The sequence below is a fragment of the Cupriavidus consociatus genome (assembly GCF_017814975.1).
In the GTDB taxonomy this organism is placed as follows: domain Bacteria; phylum Pseudomonadota; class Gammaproteobacteria; order Burkholderiales; family Burkholderiaceae; genus Cupriavidus; species Cupriavidus consociatus.
Genome location: NZ_JAGIQA010000036.1, coordinates 41131 through 62448, shown reverse-complemented (window position 1 = coordinate 62448; position 21318 = coordinate 41131). Strand labels below are relative to the sequence as shown.

Here is a 21318-nt window from a genome sequence, read left to right as displayed (position 1 = left end):
CTGCAGCGGCTGGTGAAGTCGGAAGCGTTCCGCACCGCCGACCTCGATACCGGACTGATCGAGCGCAACGAGAAGACCCTGTTCCCGCCGCCGGCGCCGGTTGGCATGGAAATCATCGCGCTGGCCGTGGCCGCGCTGCTCGACCGTGAAACGCGCGAGCGCCGCATCGACGCCGCCGACCAGCATTCTCCGTGGACCCATGGCGGCGCCTGGCGGCTGAACAGCGGCGCATCGCGGCAACTGCGCTTCGGCTACGGCGACCAGGTGCTCGACGTGACGCTGCAGGTCAATGCGCGCGGCAGCACGCTGGCTTACGCCGGACAGTCCGTGCCGTTCTCCGCGGTATGCAAGGCCGACGATATCCGCATCGACCTCGGCACGCGCCGCGTGCATGGGCACGTGCATGCGGAGGCGGACGATTTCCATGTCTTCTCGGCGGGCCGCCAGGTGCTGCTGGGCTGGATCGATCCGCTGGCCCATGCCGGCGAAGCCGAAGGCGAAGGCGGCAAGCTGACGGCGCCGATGCCAGGCAAGGTCATCGCCGTGATGGTCGAAGCCGGCAGCACGGTTACGCGCGGCACGCCGCTGCTGGTAATGGAAGCGATGAAGATGGAACACACCATCAGCGCGCCGGCCGACGGCGTGGTCAGCGAAGTGCTGTATGGCGTCGGCGAGCAGGTGACCGAAGGCGCCCAGCTGCTGGCGTTCGGTACCTGATTCTTTTACGGAGATCCGGCACATGCATGCGGACAAGGTCAAGGTCGTTGAAGTCGGCCCGCGCGACGGGCTGCAGAACGAGAAGAATTTGATCCCCACCGAGACCAAGGTGGCGTTGATCGACCAGCTCACCGATGCGGGCTTTCCCAATATCGAAGTGGCATCGTTCGTCTCGCCGAAGTGGGTGCCGCAGATGGCTGACGGTGCGCAGGTCATGGCCGCGATCCGGCGGCGCCCCGGCACCATCTACTCCGCGCTGACGCCGAACATGAAGGGCCTGGAAGGCGCGCTTGCGGCGGGCGCCGACGAGGTCGTGATCTTCGGCGCGGCCAGCGAGGCGTTCTCGCAGAAGAACATCAACTGTTCGATCGCCGAGTCGATGGCGCGCTTCGCGCCCGTGGCCGCCGCCGCCAAGGCGAAGGGCGTGCGGCTTCGCGCCAGCGTGTCGTGCGCGCTGGGCTGCCCTTACCAGGGCGAGGTGCCGATCGACGCCGTGATCGACGTGGTGCGGCGCATGCGCGAGCTGGGCTGCGACGAGATCGATATCGCCGACACCATCGGCGTAGGGACGCCGGACAAGGTGAAGGCCGTGATGCGTGCCGCGGCCACGGAATTTCCGCTGGCGCAGTTGTCCGGGCACTTCCACGACACGTATGGCCATGCCCTGGCCAACGTCGAGGCGAGCCTGGAAGCCGGCATCCGCATCTTCCATGCTTCCGTCGCCGGGCTTGGCGGCTGCCCGTATGCGAAGGGCGCGACGGGGAACGTGGCGACCGAGGCCTTGCTGCAGCGCCTGGCGCGCCTGGGGATGGAGACGGGGGTGGATCTGGACAAGGTCATCGCGGCCGCCGGACTGATCTCCCGGGCCATCGGCAAGCCGCTATCGCAGTAATGCAGGCGCCCCTCGAATGGGGGCGCTTGTCTCATATTGAGACACCTCCCGCCTCATCCTGAGACACCCTCGCCAAAGCTGCTACACAACGCTTGAAATCGCCCGGGGGCTCTCTTAAAGTACCTTTCCAGTTCGCGCCTCCATCACCACCGCATCACAGCCGGCGCGCATAGATGACCCGGCCGCAACGACGGCCAGACTGGCCACCGGCATCGGCGCATACCGCCTCCGCGCATCGTCGCGCGATGCCGACCACTGGAGACAAGGTAATGCCCCCCGCACCGACAAGCCTGCCGTGCGATGCCAGCGTCGCACGGCGGGAGTTCCTCGATGGCAAGGACGTGCCCGCCGGCGTCGTGTCCGACCTGATCGTGCGTTCGTGGCAGCGTGCCGCGCGCGCGGGCGTGCGTCCGGAGCAGCGCATGCTGTTTTCGGATGTCGTGACGCACAGCGAAGTCCGCCGCAGCGAAGAAGAGAACCGCACGCTGATCGAACTGGCCGGCGCCGACATGGAAGTGCTGGCCGGCGCTTTTCCGTCGCAGCAGTGGATCGTGCTGTGCACCAATGCCGAAGGCGTGATTGTTTCATCCCACGGGCGCCTGGGTGCAGGGCCCGGCGGGCCGTCGCCGCTGCAGCATGGCCGGCGCATCTGCGAGAACGGCATCGGCACCAACGCGCCCGGCTGCCTGCTGGCGGAGGGCGGCAGCGCCGTCGAGATCCGTCGCGGCGAGCATTTCCTGCATGAACTGGTCGATGTGGTCTGCGCCGCCGCGCCGATCTACGATTGCCATGACCGCCTGATCGGCGTGCTCGATATCACCGGGTTCGGCGTCGACCTGCCGGCCTACGCGGTCAGCCACGTGCGCGCGGCCGCCACGTCGATCGGCAACCGCACCTTTGAGCGGCTGCCCGGCTGCTGCATCGTGCGCCTGCACCACGACCGTCGCATGCTGCATACGCCGGCCGAAGGCATCGTCGCGGTGTCCGCCGACGGCGTGATCGTGGCGGCAAACCATACCGCACGCGACATGCTGCGGCTCGGCAACGCCGAGATCGGCGCGATCGATATCGGCAGCGTCTTTGCCGAAGGCATGCATGGCCGGGCGGGCGCGATGCAGAGCGTAGTACGCACGGTCGCCGGCGGGCGCCTGCATGTCTCGGCAAGCGAGACCGATCGGCCGCGCGCCCGCGCCCGCGACTCGGCGCCGCGCACCGATGACACCGGCCCGCTGGCCGGCCATCTCATTGCCGATGCCACGCTGGCGCGCGCTTTTGACAAGGCCAGCATGGCGATCAACGCGCAGGTGCCGGTGATCCTGCTGGGCGAGACCGGCACCGGCAAGACCATGCTGGCGCGCGCTCTGCACGAGGCCAGCCGGCCGGACGGAAATTTTGTCTCGATCAACTGTTCGGCCATCCCCGAGGGACTGGCCGAAGCCGAGCTGTTCGGCTATGCCGACGGCGCCTTTACCGGCAGCCGCCGCGGCGGCAGCGCGGGCAAGATCGAACAGGCCAACCACGGCACGCTGTTCCTCGACGAAATCGGCGACATGCCGCTGGCACTGCAGACGCGGCTGCTGAGCGTGCTGCAGGAACGCTGCGTGACACGTGTCGGCGCGACGAAGGCGATTCCTGTCGACCTGTCGGTGATCTGTGCCACGCACCGCAGCTTGCCGGAACTGGTGCATCAGGGGGCCTTCCGCGAAGACCTGTATTTCCGCATCAACGGCATGTCGATCCGCGTTCCGGCGCTGCGTGACCGCACCGATTTGCCTGAGCTGATCATGACGATGCTGCAGACGCTGGCACGCGGCCGGCGCAAGGCGCTTGACGCCGACGTGATGGCGTTGCTGATGTCGCACTCCTGGCCGGGTAATGTGCGCGAACTGCACCAGGTGCTGCGTACTGCGGTGGCTCTGTCTGGCCTCGGCGAGGAAATCCGGCGCGAGCATCTCGACGAAAGCTGGCTGGATGCGGCAACGCGCGCAACGGTGGCGGACCTCCTGCCCGCGGCCGGCCAGCCGATGCTGCTGGCGCAGGCGCAGAACGAACTGATCCAGCGCACGCTCGACGAACTCAGCGGCAACCGCTCCGAAGCCGCGCGCGCACTCGGCATCTCGCGCGCGACGCTGTACCGCAAGATGGCGCGCGCCAAGATCCGCTAGAACGGTCCTCCGATCCCTCACGACCCCCGCTTGCCACGCCGTGGCGGCGGGGGTTTTCGTTGTGGCGTGTCTTACCTGTAGCGAGACATTGGATCAGATTGCGACACACAGGGCGCGTCGCAACCACGTTGCCATGCGCAACTGGCGCAAAGACAAGGGCAGGTGCGAAATTTGTGCGGCAGGCACGCCGCTTGCGTTGCAGGGGATCGCAATCCAACCAGGGAACAACATGAGGAGACAAGCGATGCACGGCAATGCAGGACTGCTGATCAACGGAAAACTCGTGCAGGGCAGCGCCACGCTCGACGTGGTCAACCCGGCCACGGGCAAGGTGTTCACCACGGTATCGCGCGCCACCGAGCGCGAGGCCGCCGCCGCGGTCGCGGCGGCCAGGGCAGCGCAACCCGGCTGGGCCGCGCTGGAACTCGCGCAAAGGCGCGCATTGCTGCTGCGCTTCGCCGATGAGCTGCATGGCAACGCCGAAGATCTTGCCGCCACGCTGGTGCTGGAGCAGGGCAAGCCGCTGGCCGAAGCGCGCCAGGAGCTGCAGTTCGCCGAGGCCTTCGTGCGCCATATCGCCGGGCTGGAGCTGCCGGTGTCGCTGGTGCAGGACGATGCCACCTATCGCATCGAGCTGCACCACAAGCCGCTGGGCGTGGTGGCCGCCATCGCGGCGTGGAATTTCCCGGTGCTGATCGCCGCCTACAAGCTTGCGCCTGCGTTGCTGATGGGCAATACCGTGGTGCTCAAGCCCGCGCCGACCACGCCGGTGGCGACGCTGCAGCTTGGTGCGATCCTGGCCGACCTGGTGCCGCCGGGCGTGGTCAACGTCATCACCGATGCCAATGACCTGGGCAGCTACCTGACCTCGCATCCCGATGTGGCCAAGGTCTCGTTCACCGGCTCGACCGCCACCGGCAAGAAGGTGATGGCGAGCGCCGGGCCGGGGCTGAAGCGCATCACGCTGGAGCTGGGCGGCAACGACGCGGCCATCGTGCTCGACGATGCCGACGTGGCGGAAATCGCGCCGAAGATCTTCGGCAGCGCCTTCTACAACTGCGGTCAGGTATGCCTGGCGCTGAAGCGGCTGTACGTCCATGCCTCGGTCCATGACGCGCTGTGCGATGCACTGGCCGACCTGGCCGGGCGCGCGGTGGTCGGCAATGGCGCGGAAGCCGGTGTCACGATGGGGCCGCTGCAGAATGCGATGCAGTACGACAAGGCCGGCCGCTTCCTGGCCAGCGCGCGCCGCGACGGCAAGATCCTGGCGGGCGGCGCGCTGCTCAAGGGCGATGGATACTTCGTCGCCCCGACCATCGTGCGCGACCTGACCGACCGCAGCGAACTGGTGGCGGAGGAGCAGTTCGCGCCGATCCTGCCGGTGCTGAAGTTCGACAGCATCGACGAAGCCGTGGCGCGCGCCAACGGGACGCCGTACGGACTCGGCGGCTCGGTGTGGTCCCGCGACGAAGAGCGCGCCTATGCGGTGGCGTGGCGTCTCGACGTGGGCACGGCATGGGTCAATCACCACCTGCATTTCGGCCCGCATATCCCGCTGGTGGGCGCCAAGGAGTCCGGCGTCGGCGTGGAATTCGGGCCGGAGGGGCTGGCCGAGTATGCGCAACTGAGCGTGATCAATATCGCGCGCGCGCAGTCCAGCTGACGCGGCACGCCCGCCGCGCGGCGGGCGGCGCAAGAAAAAAACCGGAGGAGACATGGATCAAACCAGAACGGCCGGGGGCCGGGGACGGCGCTCGCCCGTACGCAGCGCTGCGGCGCAGGCGGCCGGCGTGGCATTGGCCCTGCTGTTCGGCGTATCGCCGGCGCGCGCCATTGACGTGGACGCGAGCGACTACACTGCATTGCCCGCGGGCACCAATCTCGGCCTGCTGTATTACCAGCATGCGCAGCGCGACCGCGTCTATGCCGGCGGCAACCGCGTCGCGGGCGGCAACCTGGATTCGGACGTGGGCATCGTGCGCTATGTGCGCTTCATGGAAGTCGGCGGCATCACCATCGACCCGCAGTTTCTGCTGCCGTTCGGCAAGCTGCGCGCCACCGATAACCTCAGCGCACTGGGCAGTGCCGGCGGCGTGGGCGACCTGATACTGGCGTCGACGGTGTGGCTGGTGAACCAGCCCGACAAGAAGCGCTATGTCGGCATCACGCCGTTCCTGTTCGTGCCGACCGGCAGCTACGACCAGAACCGGCCGCTGAACCTCGGCGAGCACCGCTGGAAATTTGCGCTGCAGGCGGGCTATATCACGCCGCTGGCCGACAAAGTCACGCTCGACCTGGTGGCCGACGTCACCGTGTTCGGCAACAACAGCAAGTTCGGCCCGAATGCCGCCACGCTCAGGCAGGACGCGCTGGTGCAGGGGCAGGGCTGGCTGCGCTACCACTTCACCGAGCGCTTCGATGTGCGCGGCGCACTGTCGTATGCGTTCGGTGGCGAGACCGCGGTCAACGGCGTATCGCGCGACGATCGCACCAATACGTCGAAGTTCTCGCTCGGCTTCGCCTGGTTCCCGGCCGCGACGTTCCAGGTCCTCGGCACCTTCGGCCGCGATATCTCGGTACGCAATGGGCCGCTGGAAAACCTGCGCGTCAACCTGCGCCTGCTCAAGGTGTTCTGAATCGCCATATCAAGAATGAAGACAGAGGAGACCAAGATGCATAGCAACAAGCTACGCCTGATAGTCAGCATGATGGCCGCGGCCAGCGTGGCGCTGCCGGTGCCGATGGCATTCGGCGCCGAAGGCAATGCCGCCTCCCGCCCGGCAAAAAAGGCGCACAAACCGGCCCACGCTGCCGCGCGCGTGGACGGCGCCGCCATCCGCGCCAACGAGGCCGGCACGCCGAACTGGCCCAGCTATGGCCTGGATTACGCCGAGACCCGCTTCAGCAAGCTGGAGCAGGTCAACGCAGGCAACGTCAAGGACCTGGGGCTGGCGTGGTCCTACGACCTGGAGTCGACGCGCGGCGTGGAAGCGACGCCGCTGGTGGTCGATGGCGTCATGTACGTCTCCGCGCCGTGGAGCGTGGTGCATGCCATCGACGCGCGCACCGGCAAGCGCCTGTGGACCTATGATCCCCAGGTGCCGCGCGACCAGGCCTACAAGGGCTGCTGCGACGTGGTCAACCGCGGCGTGGCGCTGTACAAGGGCAAGGTCTTCGTCGGTGCCTTCGATGGCCGGCTGGTGGCGATCGACGCCGCCACCGGCAAGAAAGTGTGGGAGCAGGACACCATCGTCGACCGCGGCAAGTCCTACACCATCACCGGCGCGCCCCGCGTCTACAACGGCAAGGTGATCATCGGCAACGGCGGCGCGGAGTACGGCGTGCGCGGCTACATCACCGCCTACGATGCCGAGACCGGCAAGCAGCAATGGCGCTGGTACACGGTGCCGGGCGACCCCGCCAGGCCTTTCGAGAACGAAGCCATGGCAAAGGCCGCGGCTACCTGGGATCCCAGCGGCAAGTACTGGATCAACGGCGGCGGCGGCACGGTGTGGAATACCATGGCGTTCGACCCCGAGCTGAACCTGATGTACATCGGTACCGGCAACGCCGGCCCCTGGAGCCGCAAGCTGCGCAGCCCGAAGGGCGGCGACAATCTCTACGCGGCTTCCGTGGTGGCGCTGAATCCCGACACCGGCGAATACGTCTGGCATTACCAGGAAACGCCGGGCGACAACTGGGACTACACCTCGACGCAGGACATCATCCTGGCCGACCTGAAGATCGACGGCCAGCCGCGCAAGGTGATCCTGCACGCGCCCAAGAACGGCTTCTTCTTCGTGATCGACCGGACCAACGGCAAGTTCATCTCGGCCAAGAACTTCGTCGACGTCAACTGGGCGTCAGGCTATGACAAGGACGGCCGGCCGATCGAGACGCCGCAGTCGGACACCTCGGGCAAGCCGGCGGATATCGTGCCGGGGCCGTTCGGCGCGCACAACTGGCATTCGATGTCGTTCCACCCCAGGCTGGGGCTGGCCTTCATCCCGGCGCAGCACGTGCCGCTGACGCTGGCCGACAACAAGGAGTGGGTCCACAACCAGAAGGACTCGCCCGAGGCGCATCGCGGCGTGGGCTGGAACCTGGGCATGCTGGTCAATGCCGAGCCGCCCAAAAGCAAGCCGATGGGGCGGCTGATCGCCTGGGACCCGCTGGCGCAGAAGGCGGTATGGCACCAGGACCATGCCGGCCCGTGGAACGGCGGCACGCTCGCGACCGCCGGCAACCTGGTGTTCCAGGGCACCGCGGACGGACGGCTGGTGGCGTACCACGCCGGCACCGGCGAAAAGCTGTGGCAGGCGCCGACCGGCTCCGGCGTGGTGGCGGCGCCCGTGACCTACCTGCTCGACGGCAAGCAGTACGTCTCGGTGGCAGTGGGCTGGGGCGGCGTGTATGGCCTGAGCCAGCGCGGCAGCGACAAGCAGGCGCCGGGGCGGGTCTATACCTTTGTCCTGAACGGCAAGAAGCCGATGCCGGAGTCGGCGCCGTACGCGATGGCGCCGCTGCTGAGCGGGGTGAAGTACGACCCCGCCAAGGTTGCCGACGGGCAGAAGCTCTACGTCAACAACTGCGTCTTCTGCCATGGCGTGCCTGGCGTCGACAAGGGCGGCAATATCCCCAACCTGGCCTATGTCGGCGCGCCGATGATCGAGCACCTCGACAAGATCCTGTTCAACGGGCCGTTCGTGCAGAAGGGCATGCCGGATTTCACCGGCAAGCTGACGGCCGAGGACGTGGTCAAGATCCAGGCGTTCATCCAGGGCACCGCCGACGCGGTGCGGCCGAAGAAGCCCTGACGTGGAGTGCGCGCGGGCCAGGCCCGGCCCGCGCGCTTCATGCACGCAAAAGTGGCTGTTCGCCAAATCGGAATTGTTTGGTGCCGCAAATCGCGAGGAAATAGCGCCTGGACAATTTGAGCCGTGGTGAGCAGTGAAATGAAAATCCAATCAACGGAAACCGTGACGGAAGGTGGCGCCGGGGGCGGTTTCTCCCTGGACAACCCCGCCCTCGAAAGCATCGGTGTCCGCATCACGCAGTGGCGCCCCGATTACGTGGAGCTTGAACTGCCGGTCACGTCCAGCATGCTGAATCGCAGCCGCGTCGTCCATGGCGGCACGATCTGCACACTGCTGGACGCCGCCACCGGCTATGCCGGCCTGTTCTCGGCGCCGGGCGAGGCGGCGCGGCATGCGGTGACGCTGTCGCTGACTTCCAATTTCTTGAGCAATGGCACGGGCAGTGTGCTGATGGCCAGGGGCACTGTCGACCGGCGCGGGCGCTCGATTTTCTTTTCGCGTGCTGAAGTCTGGCTTGACCAGGAATTGCTGGTGGCGACGGGCGTTGCCACGATGAAGTACCTGAAATAAACCCATGGGGCGTTCGCGCCCCTTTCTCTTCACGGAGGTTTTGGAGCCCGTCCGCCCGAACCTTCGGTGCCCCGCGCACCACCCCTGGCATCCTTCGCGCGGCTACCCCTTGCGCTCGCCCTCGATACTGTATAAATATACAGTTATCGTAAATATCCTATGTCCTCGCTTCCCGCGAGCGATCCCGACTTCACATGCCTGCGCAATCTTACGCAGCCCCGCCCAAGGCGGCGGAGGGCGTTCCTTTCCCCGCGCCAACGCCGGCCAGGCCCGCAGCCCCAGCGGCCCATGCCACGCGGCAGCAGGCGCTGTCGGCGCTCGAGCAGCGCTATCCCGGCCTGTGGCGCGCCGGCCAGCTTGGCCGTGCCGGCAGTGCCGCGGTGTGCCCGACCGGGTATGACGCGCTCTCGGCCGAACTGCCCGGCGGCGGCTGGCCGGCTGGCGGACTGACCGAACTGCTGACCACGCAGGGCGGCGCGGGCGAACTGCGCCTGCTGCTGCCGGCACTGCGCGCGCTGGCCGGGGCGGGGCGCCGCATCGCGCTGGTGGCGCCGCCTTGCCTGCCCAATGCGATGGGCCTCGCCGCGGCCGGCCTGCCGGCGCGCCAGCTGTACTGGCTGCGTCCGCCTGCCGGGGCCGCCAAGGCCGCGCAGCAGGCCGACATGCTGTGGGCGGCCGAACAGGTGCTGCGCAGCCAGGCCTTCGGCGGCGTGCTGGTGTGGCTGCCCATGGCCCGGCCCGAGGCGTTGCGCCGGCTGCAGGTGCTGGCGCAGGCCGGCGACGCGGTGGTGTGGGCGCTGCGCCCGGCCGCTGCGCTGCGCGAGTCGTCGCCGGCGGTGTTGCGCCTGCTGCTGGCGCCGCAACCCGGCAATGTGCTGTCGATCACCTTCCACAAGCGGCGCGGCCCGGTGCGCGATACCCCGTTGCTGCTGCGCCTGGGCGGGATGGAGGCTGCCACGCGCACGGCCGCCTGGCCCGTGCCCGCCGGCGCTCCGGCCGCCGCGCCTTCCATTGTGTCTTCGTCTTCTCAGTCTTCTCCCGATGCCGTACTGGATCGCGGTGCACCTGCCGCGCCTGCCCCTGGACGCACTGCAGCCCAACTGGCCTGAGCCGGTTGCCTCCAGCCCATCCCCCCTCGCCGGTACGCTGCACCATGCGCTGCCGGTGGCGGTGATGGCGCAGGAGCAGGTGGTGCTGGCCAACGGTCCCGCGATGCAGCTGGGCGTGCGCTACGGCATGCGGCGCGGCGGCGTGCAGGCGCTGTCGGCGGACATCGTGCAGCTGGAGCGCGACCCGGTTGCGGAAGCGGCGCTGATGGAAACGGTCGCGCTGGCGCTGCTGCGCTTCACGCCGGCCGTGACGTTCGACGAGGAGCCGGAATCGGCCACCGTGATGCTCGACGTCACCGCCAGCCTGCGCCTCTTCGGCGGCCACCGCGCGCTGTGCCGCGCGGTGCGCGCCTGCGTGCGCCAGCTCGGCACCATTGCCCAGGTGGGCAGCGGCCCGACTGCGCACGGCGCCGCCTGGCTGGCGCGCCAGCCGCTGCGGCGCACCCGCCGCGGCGTGGTGCGGCCCGCGCGCCGGGCGGTGGGCATGGCGCGCCTGCACCGGCTGCTCGACTGCCTGCCGGTCGAGGCGCTGCACACGCTGGCCGACCCGGCCTGGCTCGACGGCGTCGGCTGCCGCACGCTGGGCGAGGTGCGGCGCCTGCCGCGCGCCGGCCTGACGCGGCGGCTGGGCCCCGCGTTGCTGGCGCGGCTGGACCAGGCCTATGGCGAGGCCCCGGCGCGCTTTGCCTGGTACGCGGCGCCGCCCACGTTTGCGCAGCGCATGGACCTGCCCGGGCGCATTGAAGCCGCCGAAGGCGTGCTGGCCGGCGCGCAGCGCCTGCTGCTGGCACTGGCCGGCTGGCTGGCGCTGCTGCAGGCCGGCGTCACGCGCTGCGTGCTGGTGCTGGAGCATGAGCGCTACCGGCGCGGCGTCGATACCGAAGGGACTCCGGTCGCGCTCGGCCTGGCCCAACCCAGCCGCGATCCCGCGCACCTGTCGCGGCTGCTGCGCGAAAAGCTCGACAAGCTCAACTTCCACGCCCCGGTCACCGGCCTGGCGCTGCGCGTGGAAGCGATGCAGGCCTGCGTGCCGCAGAGCGATGCGCTGTTCCCGGAGCCCGGCGGCTCGCCGGAAGACCTGGGCCGCCTGCTCGATACGCTGATGGCGCGGCTGGGCCGCGACAACGTGCTGCAGCCGCGGCCGCTGGCCGACCATCGGCCCGAGCGCGCCAATCGCTGGGTGCCGGTCGACGAACCCCAGCCCGGCGGCAAGGCCACCGCCATGCCGGGTCCGCTGCCGGAGCGCCCGCTGTGGCTGCTGCCGCAACCGCTGCCGCTGCCGGTGCAGCAGCACCGCCCCAGCCACGGCGGGCCGCTGGCCCTGCTGAGCCGGCCCGAGCGCATCGAGGCCGGCTGGTGGGACGGCGCGCTGGCCACGCGCGATTACTTCATCGCCGAGCGCGCCGACGGCCTGCGCTGCTGGATCTATCGCGAACGCCCCGGCCACGGCGCGGACGAGGGCAGCGAGTACCGCTGGTTCCTGCACGGGTTGTTCGCATGACGCCGGTGATACCTTCGCTGCCCGGCCTGCTGCCGGCGCTGCCCGACTACGTGGAGCTGCACTGCATCTCCAACTTCACCTTCCTCACCGGCGCCTCGCACCCGGGCGAGCTGATCGAACGCGCTTTCGGCCTGGGCTACCGCGGGCTGGCGCTGACCGATGAATGCTCGGTGGCCGGCACCGCGCGCGCCCACGACGCGATCCAGACGCTGCGCAAGCGCCTGCACGACGCGGTGGCACGCAGCGCGGCGCGCGGTGCGGAGGCAGACATCGACGAGCCGCTGCTAGATCCAGAGGTCGATGTCGAACCCGGCGAGGACGACCCCGCCGCGCATGCCAGCCGCCACCAGCGGCTGCAGGCGCTGGCCGCCGCCGCCGATGGCTTCGCGCTGCTGATCGGCAGCCGCTTCAGCCTGCCGCCGGCCGACGGCTCCGACGGCTCCGACCGCTCGCCGCTGCGGCTGGTGCTGGTCGCGCAGCACCGCGACGGTTTCGGCAACCTGTCCGAGCTGATCACGCTGGGTCGCCGCCGCGCGCAGAAGGGCAGCTACCGGCTGCATCCCGAGGACATTGCCGCGCCGACCGGCGACGAAGCGCATCTGCGCGGCATGCCGGGCTGCCTGGCGTTGCTGCTGCCCGACTATTGCGCCGATCCCGAGCTGCTGCGCGAACAGGCGCAGTGGTGCCGCGACGTCTTCGGCGAGCGCGCGTGGATCGCACTGGAACTGCTGCAAGGCCATGCCGACGGCTTGCACCGCGCGCGCCTTGAAGCCGTGTCGGCGCAGACCGGCGTGCCGCTGGCCGCCGCCGGCGCGGTCACCATGCACGTGCGCTCGCGCAAGCCGCTGTCAGACGTGATGACCGCGATCCGCCTCGGCCAGCCGCTGGCCGAATGCGGCATGGCGCTGGCGCCCAATGCCGAGCAGCACCTGCGCATGCGCCAGGTGCTGTCGCGCCTTTACCCGCGCGATGCGCTGGCGCAGACGCTGAAGATTGCCGCGCAGTGCGATTTCTCGCTGGGCATGCTGCGTTATGAATATCCGGAGGAGCTGGTGCCACCGGGCTTTACGCCGATCTCTTACCTGCGCGCGGAAGTGGAGCGCGGCAAGGCCGAACGTTTTCCAGATGGCCTGAAGCCGGAATGGGATAAGCAGCTGGAGGAAGAGCTGCAACTGATCGAGGAAAAGCAGTACGAACCATTCTTTCTCACCGTGCACGACATCGTGCGCTTTGCGCGCGCCAACGGCATCCTGTGCCAGGGCCGCGGCTCGGCCGCCAACTCGCTGGTGTGCTTCTGCCTGTATGTGACCGAGGTCAGCCCCGAGCAGGCTAACCTGCTGTTCGGCCGCTTCCTGTCGCGCGAGCGCGATGAGCCACCCGATATCGACGTCGACTTCGAGCACCAGCGGCGGGAGGAGGTGATCCAGTACATCTATCAGAAGTACGGCCGCCACCGTGCCGCGCTGGCGGCGTCGCTGATCACCTACCGTTCGCGCAGCGCGCTGCGCGACGTGGGCCGTGCGCTGGGCATCGACGCGAGCGTGGTCGAGCAGGTGGTCAAGGGCCAGGCGTGGTGGGACGGCCCCGGCTTCACGGAGAAGATCACTCGCTACGGTCTCGATCCCGACTCGCCGGCGGTGCAGCAGTGGGCCAGCCTGACCGCGCAGCTGCGCGGCTTTCCGCGCCACTTGTCGCAGCACGTGGGTGGCTTCGTGATCGCGCGCCACAAGCTGTCGCGGCTGGTGCCGATCGAGAACGCGGCCATGGCGGACCGCAGCGTGATCCAGTGGGACAAGGATGATCTGGAATCGCTTGGCCTGCTCAAGGTCGATGTGCTGGCGCTGGGCATGCTGTCGGCGATCCGGCGTGCGCTGGAGATGATTCCCAACCCCAGCGAGGATCCCGCGCGCGCAGGCTTGCCGGCGCGCATGGAAGACATCCCGAAGGAAGATAAAAAGACCTACGACATGATCTGCAAAGCCGACACCATCGGCGTATTCCAGATCGAATCGCGCGCGCAGCAGTCGATGCTGCCGCGGCTGCAACCGCGTGAATACTACGACCTGGTGGTGGAAGTGGCGATCGTGCGCCCCGGTCCGATCCAGGGCGGCATGGTCCACCCTTACCTGAAGCGGCGCGAGGCGTTCCGCCTGACGAAGAAGCCACCGGTCTACTTCAACGCCGTGATCGAGAAGGTGCTGGGCCGCACACTGGGCGTGCCGATCTTCCAGGAGCAGGTGATGCAGCTGGCCATCGACGCGGCCGGTTTCTCGCCGGGGCAGGCCGACCAGCTGCGGCGCTCGATGGCCGCATGGCGGCGGCGCGGCGACTTGCGCCAGCACCAGGACGCGCTGGTGCGCGCACTGACCGGCAACGGCTATCCGGAATCGTTCGCGCTGGCGATCTGCAAGCAGATCGAGGGGTTTGGCGAATACGGCTTTCCGGAGAGCCATGCGGCCAGTTTTGCCAAGCTGGTGTACGTCAGTTCCTGGCTCAAATGCCACCATCCGTCGGCTTTCCTGTGCGCGCTGCTGAACAGCCAGCCGATGGGGTTCTATTCGCCCTCGCAACTGGTGCAGGATGCGCAGCGGCATGAAGTGGTGGTCTTGCCGGTGGACGTCACGCTGAGCCGGTGGGAAAGCACGCTGGAGCCGGCGGAGGTCGATGTCGCGGAAACGCATCCGCGCGTGCGCCTGGGCCTGAGCCGCGTCAAGGGCATGCGTGAAGAAGCCGCGCTGCGGATCGAGGATGCCCGTGCGCAGCGTGCGTTCGACAGCGTGGAAGACCTGGCGCTGCGTGCCGCGCTGGATCGGCATGATATCGATGTGCTTGCCGCTTCAGACGCGTTGGCGCCGCTTGCGGGGCATCGTCGGCAGGCGCGGTGGCAGGCCCGCGCGGCGGCCGGGCACGCGGCGCACCGCGATCTTCTGTACGAGGCGCCGCCGGCGGAAGATGCGCTTGTACTGCCTGCGCCGCGGCTGGGAGAGGATGTGACGGCGGACTACGCCAGCCTCGGACTCTCGCTCAAGTCGCATCCGCTGGCGTTGTTGCGGGACCGGTTGAAGTCGATGCGGTTTGCCACCGCCAGTCAGCTGCAGCGCTGTGGCAATGGGCGGCGGGTGAGGGCTTGCGGGATTGTCACGGTGCGGCAGCGGCCTTCTACGGCCAGTGGGACTATTTTTGCGACGATTGAGGATGAGACCGGTACGGTCAATCTGATCTTATGGCCGGATCTGGTGGAAAGGCAGCGGAAGGAGGTGTTGGGGGCTACGTTGCTGGGGGTGGTGGGGACCTGGCAGCGACAGGGGGACGTTCGTCACCTTGTGGCCAAGGAACTGGTGGATCTCAGTTCTTTGCTGGGGAGGTTGATGGTGGGGAGTCGGGATTTTCATTGAGTTTTTTTGTGTATATGTTTGTGCTGCGGCTGGGCATCTGGCGGATATTTGATATGCCCGGTTCCGCCCTGAAGGGCGGGTGACTTTTTGTCCGAGCGACAAAAAGTCACCAAAAAACGCGTTTACGGCCCTGCGGGCCGCCAGCTCTCTTCGATGAGTGTTCGACAGGTTGCTAAACCTGGTCGCCATTGTCTGGGCGACGAACCATTCTCAAACACCCGCAATTAACCGGTCAATGAGACTGACCGATCGGAAACGAATGTTGACATACGTAGGCCGTTTGGGAATTTCTACGGTAGCAGTTCGTGCGGGCGGGGTGGAAGTCCGTCATCGAGTGGTTCTTGGTGGCCTAACGTAGAGCGATGTATGGTGTGAAGGTTCGCACTTCGTGGATGCTCCGGCCCTCACCCCCGGCCCCTCTCCCGCAAGCGGGAGAGGGGAGCAGACAGACGGGCGGGAACAGGGCTGGGCTCAACGGCGTGAGCGCCAAGCGAGCGCAGCGACGCGTTCTGTGCCCGAGTCCGTGACCTGAGATGCTGCCGGTGCGCAGCGCAGCCATAGGCGTTCCTACGTTGACGTCAGCAGCAGGGGCCACCCAACAGCTCTGGGCTCGTTCAATCGCCGCATCAATCCCGGCCACTGTGGCGCACCAAGGCGGCAGGCAGTCTTGTTCTGCAACGAAGCGAAGCCCCGTACGAAACCCCTCGCACGCTACGATAAGAGTGGCCGCCCGCCCAGGGCAGAGAACGCGTTTTTGGTTACTTTTGCCACTCGGGCAAAAGTGACTCGCCCCTTCAGGGGCGAAACCCGGGCATACCAATACCTGCCAGATGCCAAGCGGCAGGAACAGCAATCAAAAAACCAAATCCATCCAACCCGCGTGCCGGCCGGATTCAGTCCAGCAATTTGTCGGGCGTCAGCGGCAGGTCTCGCACACGCCGTCCCGTTGCGTGGTACACCGCATTGGCAATGGCGGCGGCGACACCCACGATGCCGATCTCGCCGATACCCTTGGTGCCCAGCGCATTGATATGCGGATCGTGCCCGTCCAGCATGTCGACCTCGATCTCGGCCACGTCGGCGTTGACCGGCACATGGTATTCAGCGAGGTTGGCATTGGCGACGCGGCCGGTGGCGAGGTCCAGGTCGCTTTTCTCATGCAGCGCCATGCCGATGCCCCAGACGATGCCGCCCACCAGCTGGCTATGCGCGGTCTTGCGGTTCAGCACGAGCCCCACGTCGTAGCAGCCGACCACGCGATGCACGCGGACCTCGCCCAGGTCGGGATCGACATGGACCTCGGCGAAGACCGCGCCGAAGGCATGCATCGAGTATTGCTTGCGCTCGTCGCCCGGCTCGGCGCTGGCGTGGGCCTCGACCGGCTGGCCGCCGGCGCGCGCGATGGCGGCGCCGACCGGCTCGCTGCGTGACGGGTCGCTGCGCAGCCGCAGCCAGCCGTCCACGACTTCCACCTCATCCGGGCGCGCGCCGGAGAGCGGCGAGGCCGCGCCGGCCACGGCCAGTGCCACCAGCTTGTTGCGTGCGGCAGAGGCGGCCTGCTGCACCGCCGGCGCGACGCTGGCTGCCGATTGCGAGCCGCCCGAGACCGGCGCCTCCGGGAAATCCGTATCGCCCAGTTCAAAGCGCACGCGCTCCAGCGGCAGGCCGAGCGCGTCGGCAGCCACCTGCGTCATGACGGTATAGGTGCCGGTGCCAAGGTCCTGCGAGCCGCTGCGCACCAGCGCGGTCCCGTCCGGCAGGATGCGCGCCATGGCGCTCGCGCCCGAGCGGTTGGCAGGGTAGGTGGCGGTGGCCATCCCCAGGCCCACCAGCTTGCCGCCGGCCTGCATCGAACACGGCTTCGGATCGCGGCGCGGCCAGTCAAAGCGCCCGGCCGCCACGCGATAGCATTCGCGCAGCGATTTGCTGGAGAAGGGCTTCTCCCTGTGCGGATCGGCATCGGCGTGGTTGCGCAGGCGCAACTCGACCGGATCGATGCCGAGCCGATCGGCCAGCTCGTCCAGCGCGCATTCCAAGGCAAAGCTCCCCGGGGCCTCGCCCGGCGCGCGCATGAAGGTCATGGTGCCGATCTGCAGCCGTGCCAACCGATGGCTGGTTTGCAGGTTGGGGCATGCGTAGAGCGAGCGCGTCAGCACGGCGCAAGTCTCGACCCATTCCTCGAGTTGCGCGCTGCCGATGACGACGTCGTGGCGCATCGCCAGCAGGCGGCCATCGCCGCCGGCAGCGGCGAGCACGCGCTGCTCGGTGACGGGCCGCGCGCCCACCGGCCCGAACATCTGCACGCGCTCGACCACCAGCTTGACCGGCCTGCCGGCTGCGCGCGCCGCCATGGCCGCCAGCACCACGTGCGACCACATCGACCCCTTGCAACCGAAGCCGCCACCGACGAAGGGGCAGCGCACGCGTACCTTGCCATCCGGGATGCCGAACGTGGCCGCTACCGCCTTGCGCACGCCGGTGACGTACTGGGTCGAGTCGTACAGCGTCAGCTCGTCGCCGTCCCAGGCGGCGGTGGTGGCATGCGGCTCCATCGGGTTGTGGTGCTCCATCGGCGTGGTGTAAACCTCGTCGACAACCGCGCTCGCTGAATGCAGCGCGGCATCGACATCGCCGCGACGGCTGTCGGCCTGGCCGCCGTCTTCGCCCTGCGGCTTGCCGGCGTGCGCCCGTGCCTGCGCGAAGTCCAGCACGGCCGGCTGCTCGCGGTAGCGAACCACCAGCCGCGCCGCCGCATCGCGCGCCTGCTCCAGCGTATCGGCCACGACTACGGCGATGGGCTGGTTGTTGTAATGGACCGCGGTGTCCTGCAGCAGCGTCATCACGTGGCCGGCGGTCGGCGTATCGGCCCCGGCCTTGCCGCCCTTGGGCAGCTTCGGCGCGTTGAAGGGGGTCATCACCAGCCGGACGCCGGGCAACTGCTCGCACGCGGCGCTGTCGATCGATGCCACCTTGCCATGGGGGATGGTGCTGGTGACCATCACCGCATGGACCAGTCCCGGCAGGACATGGTCGGCTGTGTAGCGCGCGCGGCCAGTGACCTTGAGCACGCCGTCGGTACGGTCGATGGGAGCCCCGGTAACGCTCATTGCAATGCTCCTTCAAGTGCCTTGCGGGCGGGCAGCCACCTGCAGCGCGCGCACCACGGCGCGTTGCGCCAGCCCGACCTTGAAGGCGTTGTGCTCATAAGGCCGGGCGCCATCGAGCAGCAGGCGGGCGGCATCTGCCGCGCTGTGCGCGCTCAGCGGCCGGCCGGTCAGCGCCTGCTCGGCGGCGGGGACGCGCCAGGGCTTGTGGGCCACGCCGCCCAGCGCAAGCCGCGCGCTGCGCACGGTCTGGCCGGAAAGCTCGAGCGCGGCGGCCACCGAGACCAGCGCGAAGGCGAAGCTGGAGCGGTCGCGCACCTTCAGGTAGTGCGCATGGGCGGCGTAGGGCGAGGGCGGCAGCTCCAGCGCCACGACCAGTTCGCCCGGCGCCAGCGTCGTGTCGATCTCGGGCTGGTCTTCCGGCAGGCGATGGAAGTCCGCGATCAGGATGCGGCGCTCGCCGCCGGGCGCACGCACGACGATGACGGCTTCGAGCGCGGCCAGCGCCACGCACATGTCTGACGGATGCACGGCGATGCAATGCTCGCTCGCGCCAAGAATCGCGTGCATGCGGTTGATGCCGCCGAGCGCACCGCAGCCCGAGCCGGGCTTGCGCTTGTTGCAGGCCGGAAAGCCCGTGTCGTAGAAGTAGTGGCAGCGCGTGCGTTGCAGCAGGTTGCCGCCGACGGTTGCCATATTGCGCAACTGGCCGGAGGCGCCGGACAGCAGCGCCTGTGCCAGCAGCGGATAACGTTCGCGCACCGGCCGCATGTTGGCCGCAGCGGTGTTGGTGAGCATCGCGCCGATGCGCAGGCCGCCGTCTGGTAGCGCCTCGACCTGCGCCAGCGGCAGGCGGCTCACGTCGACCAGTTGCCGCGGCGCTTCGACGCCCGCCTTGAGGAGGTCGATCAGGTTGGTGCCGCCGCCGATATAGCGCGCGCCCGGCTGGCTGCCCAGTTGCAGCGCTTCATCGATGGTATCGGGCCGCGCGTAGGAAAAGGGCTGCATGCCGCCGCCTAGCGCGTGCCTTGCCTGCCGCCGACCTCGCGGACCGCGGCGACGATCTTGGGATAGGCGCCGCAGCGGCACAGGTTGCCGCTCATGCGCTCGCGGATCTCTTCGTCGCCAAGCGGCAGCGTGGGCGCCGCCAGCGGCTGCACCGCGCTGGCCTCGCCGGCGCGCGCCTCGGCCAGCATGCCGACGGCGGAGCAGATCTGCCCCGGCGTGCAGAAGCCGCACTGCAGTGCGTCATGCGCGACAAAGGCTGCCTGCACCGGGTGCAGCGTATCGCCGTCGGACAGGCCTTCGATGGTGGTGAGCTCACGCCCCTCCTGCATCACGGCCAGCGTCAGGCAGGACTGGATGCGCCGCCCGTCGCTGAGGACAGTGCAGGCGCCGCACTGGCCGCGGTCGCAGCCCTTCTTGGTGCCGCTCAGATGCATCACTTCGCGCAGCGCGTCGAGCAATGTGGTGCGAGGCTCGAGTTGCAGGGTGTGGGACTGGCCGTTGATCCTGAGGGTAACGGGTCGCGCGGCGCTGCCTGTGGGCGCGGTGATATCGCGCCGGGCGGGCTCCTTGTGTTCGGACATTGTGCTGGCCTCTTGTGGACTGGGCGGCACCGCGGGGATGGCGTCGCGCCTGATAGTGCAGCAAGAAAGACAGCAAATTCGGTGCCCGGGCGGCGGGGCAGGCCGGTACACGGCAGTGGCGGGGAAGCGGTGCCGCCGCGTGCGTCATAACTCCAAGTGGGCTTGTAGAAATTACGCTTGCGCCGTTAGGCCAGCAAAAAGAAAAGCGGCGCACGAAGGCGCCGCTCCTGGCATTGTCAGCGAGGCCGGAAAGCCTTAGCCCTTCAGCACGCTGCCGATGGCCTTCGCCACGATTCCCACGTTGCGCTCGTTCAGGCCGGCCACGCACATGCGGCCCGAGCGCAGCAGGTAGACACCGTGCTGCTCGCGCAGGCGCTCGGCCTGGTCGGCGGTGAGGCCGGTGTAGGTGAACATGCCGCGCTGCGTCAGGTACCGCGACAGCGCTTCGCTGCTGACATGGTCGCGCAGGTTGTGGTGGATGGCTTCACGCATGCGCGCGATGCGGCCGCACATCTGGGCCAGTTCCTCTTCCCACAGCTGGCGCAGCTCGGGCGTGGTCAGCACCTTGGCCACCACGCGCGCGCCGTGGGTCGGCGGGTTGCTGTAGTTGGCGCGCACCGCGCCGGTCAGCTGGCCGAGCACGTTGGCGGCTTCGCCTGCGCTGCTGCAAAACACGCTCAGGCCGCCGCAGCGCTCGCCGTAGAGCGAGAAGTTCTTCGAGAACGAATTGGCCACCAGGCAGGGCACGTCCTGCGCCACCAGTTCGCGGATGGCGAAGGCGTCGTCCTCCAGGCCAGCGCCGAAGCCCTGGTAGGCCATGTCGACGAAGGGCAGCAGCTGGTTGGCCTTGATCAGCGCGATCAGCTGGCGCCACTGGTCCTGGTTCAGGTCCACGCCGGTCGGGTTGTGGCAGCAGGCGTGCAGCAGCACGATGCTTTGCGCGGGGATGGCGCGCAGCGCGTCCATCATCGCGTCAAACTTGAGGCCGCCGGTGGCATCGTCGTAGTACGGATACGTGTTGACCGTGAAGCCCGCGCGCTCGAACACCACGCGGTGGTTTTCCCAGCTCGGGTCGCTGATCCACACCTGCGATTGCGGGTAGTAGCGCTTGAGGAAATCCGCGCCCACGCGCAGCGCGCCGGAGCCGCCCAGCGTCTGCAGCGTGGCGATGCGGCCGGCGGCGCGCGCCGGCGAGTCTTCGCCGAATACCAGCGCCTGCACCGCGCTGCGGTAGCCCACCAGGCCAGACATCGGCAGGTAGGGACGCGGGCCCATGTCTGCCAGCAGCGCGGCCTCGGCCTTGGCGACGGCCTGCATCACCGGCAGGCGGCCGTCATCGTCAAAATAGATGCCGATGCTCAGGTTGACCTTGTCGGTGCGGGGATCTTTCTGGAAGTCCTCGTTGAGCGAGAGGATCGGGTCGCCGGGAAAGGCTTCGATGTGTGCAAACATGGGATGC

Annotated in this window: 14 protein-coding genes; 10 read left to right on the top strand and 4 right to left on the bottom strand. The window is 68.3% G+C overall.

Going from position 1 to position 21318, the window contains the following annotated elements; translation table 11 throughout:
• The 10 genes from J8I82_RS33035 to J8I82_RS32990 all read left to right on the top strand — a co-directional run.
• Nucleotides 1-717: acyl-CoA carboxylase biotin carboxyl carrier protein subunit (locus tag J8I82_RS33035; protein WP_284183235.1), on the top strand; the 717-nt coding region annotated here is incomplete at its 5' end.
• Nucleotides 718-739: 22 nt separating this feature from the next.
• Entirely contained in the window at nucleotides 740-1609 is an 870-nt protein-coding gene (locus tag J8I82_RS33030) for a hydroxymethylglutaryl-CoA lyase (protein WP_209763857.1), read from the top strand.
• 269 nt (nucleotides 1610-1878) lie between these two features.
• The gene (locus tag J8I82_RS33025; protein WP_209763855.1) at nucleotides 1879-3774 is read left to right on the top strand and encodes a sigma-54-dependent Fis family transcriptional regulator; all 1896 of its coding nucleotides are present in this window, start codon (nucleotides 1879-1881) and stop codon (nucleotides 3772-3774) included.
• A 244-nt stretch (nucleotides 3775-4018) separates the two neighbouring features.
• Nucleotides 4019-5437: an aldehyde dehydrogenase family protein gene (locus J8I82_RS33020; RefSeq protein ID WP_209763854.1), complete on the top strand. Its 1419-nt coding sequence runs from the start codon at nucleotides 4019-4021 to the stop codon at nucleotides 5435-5437.
• Between the two features lie 52 nt (nucleotides 5438-5489).
• Complete coding sequence (locus tag J8I82_RS33015; RefSeq protein ID WP_209763852.1) at nucleotides 5490-6410, top strand: transporter; 921 nt, start codon at nucleotides 5490-5492, stop codon at nucleotides 6408-6410.
• A 36-nt stretch (nucleotides 6411-6446) separates the two neighbouring features.
• On the top strand, nucleotides 6447-8591 hold the full coding sequence (locus J8I82_RS33010) for a PQQ-dependent dehydrogenase, methanol/ethanol family (RefSeq protein ID WP_209763850.1): 2145 nt from the start codon (nucleotides 6447-6449) through the stop codon (nucleotides 8589-8591).
• A gap of 138 nt (nucleotides 8592-8729) precedes the next feature.
• Nucleotides 8730-9161: a PaaI family thioesterase gene (locus J8I82_RS33005; protein ID WP_209763863.1), complete on the top strand. Its 432-nt coding sequence runs from the start codon at nucleotides 8730-8732 to the stop codon at nucleotides 9159-9161.
• Between the two features lie 194 nt (nucleotides 9162-9355).
• Nucleotides 9356-10270 (top strand): translesion DNA synthesis-associated protein ImuA, encoded by a 915-nt coding sequence (imuA, locus tag J8I82_RS33000; protein WP_209763848.1) that lies wholly within the window; start codon nucleotides 9356-9358, stop codon nucleotides 10268-10270.
• Nucleotides 10203-11771, top strand: a complete 1569-nt coding sequence (locus tag J8I82_RS32995; protein ID WP_209763847.1) for a Y-family DNA polymerase — start codon at nucleotides 10203-10205, stop codon at nucleotides 11769-11771. The genes imuA and J8I82_RS32995 overlap by 68 nt, the downstream gene beginning before the upstream one ends.
• Complete coding sequence (locus J8I82_RS32990; RefSeq protein ID WP_209763845.1) at nucleotides 11768-15166, top strand: error-prone DNA polymerase; 3399 nt, start codon at nucleotides 11768-11770, stop codon at nucleotides 15164-15166. The genes J8I82_RS32995 and J8I82_RS32990 overlap by 4 nt, the downstream gene beginning before the upstream one ends.
• Before the next feature lie 893 nt (nucleotides 15167-16059).
• Here the strand turns inward: J8I82_RS32990 and J8I82_RS32985 are convergent.
• The 4 genes from J8I82_RS32985 to J8I82_RS32970 form a co-directional block, all read right to left on the bottom strand.
• Complete coding sequence (locus J8I82_RS32985; RefSeq protein WP_209763844.1) at nucleotides 16060-18273, bottom strand: xanthine dehydrogenase family protein molybdopterin-binding subunit; 2214 nt, start codon at nucleotides 18271-18273, stop codon at nucleotides 16060-16062.
• A 12-nt stretch (nucleotides 18274-18285) separates the two neighbouring features.
• Nucleotides 18286-19278, bottom strand: a complete 993-nt coding sequence (locus J8I82_RS32980; protein WP_209763843.1) for an FAD binding domain-containing protein — start codon at nucleotides 19276-19278, stop codon at nucleotides 18286-18288.
• Between the two features lie 8 nt (nucleotides 19279-19286).
• Complete coding sequence (locus J8I82_RS32975) at nucleotides 19287-19859, bottom strand: (2Fe-2S)-binding protein (protein ID WP_209763842.1); 573 nt, start codon at nucleotides 19857-19859, stop codon at nucleotides 19287-19289.
• A gap of 255 nt (nucleotides 19860-20114) precedes the next feature.
• Nucleotides 20115-21311 carry an amino acid aminotransferase gene (locus J8I82_RS32970; RefSeq protein WP_209763841.1) on the bottom strand — a complete coding sequence of 399 codons (1197 nt, stop codon included), beginning with the start codon at nucleotides 21309-21311 and terminating at the stop codon, nucleotides 20115-20117.
• Nucleotides 21312-21318: the final 7 nt, after the last annotated feature.

Bases quoted from the DNA above. Each gene is read 5' to 3' on its own strand.
- J8I82_RS33030 (WP_209763857.1), top strand. From the start codon at position 740: ATGCATGCGGACAAGGTCAAGGTCGTTGAAGTCGGCCCGCGCGACGGG.
- J8I82_RS33025 (WP_209763855.1), top strand. From the start codon at position 1,879: ATGCCCCCCGCACCGACAAGCCTGCCGTGCGATGCCAGCGTCGCACGG.
- J8I82_RS33020 (WP_209763854.1), top strand. From the start codon at position 4,019: ATGCACGGCAATGCAGGACTGCTGATCAACGGAAAACTCGTGCAGGGC.
- J8I82_RS33015 (WP_209763852.1), top strand. From the start codon at position 5,490: ATGGATCAAACCAGAACGGCCGGGGGCCGGGGACGGCGCTCGCCCGTA.
- J8I82_RS33010 (WP_209763850.1), top strand. From the start codon at position 6,447: ATGCATAGCAACAAGCTACGCCTGATAGTCAGCATGATGGCCGCGGCC.
- J8I82_RS33005 (WP_209763863.1), top strand. From the start codon at position 8,730: ATGAAAATCCAATCAACGGAAACCGTGACGGAAGGTGGCGCCGGGGGC.
- imuA (WP_209763848.1), top strand. From the start codon at position 9,356: ATGCCTGCGCAATCTTACGCAGCCCCGCCCAAGGCGGCGGAGGGCGTT.
- J8I82_RS32995 (WP_209763847.1), top strand. From the start codon at position 10,203: ATGCCGTACTGGATCGCGGTGCACCTGCCGCGCCTGCCCCTGGACGCA.
- J8I82_RS32990 (WP_209763845.1), top strand. From the start codon at position 11,768: ATGACGCCGGTGATACCTTCGCTGCCCGGCCTGCTGCCGGCGCTGCCC.
- J8I82_RS32985 (WP_209763844.1), bottom strand. From the start codon at position 18,273: ATGAGCGTTACCGGGGCTCCCATCGACCGTACCGACGGCGTGCTCAAG.
- J8I82_RS32980 (WP_209763843.1), bottom strand. From the start codon at position 19,278: ATGCAGCCCTTTTCCTACGCGCGGCCCGATACCATCGATGAAGCGCTG.
- J8I82_RS32975 (WP_209763842.1), bottom strand. From the start codon at position 19,859: ATGTCCGAACACAAGGAGCCCGCCCGGCGCGATATCACCGCGCCCACA.
- J8I82_RS32970 (WP_209763841.1), bottom strand. From the start codon at position 21,311: ATGTTTGCACACATCGAAGCCTTTCCCGGCGACCCGATCCTCTCGCTC.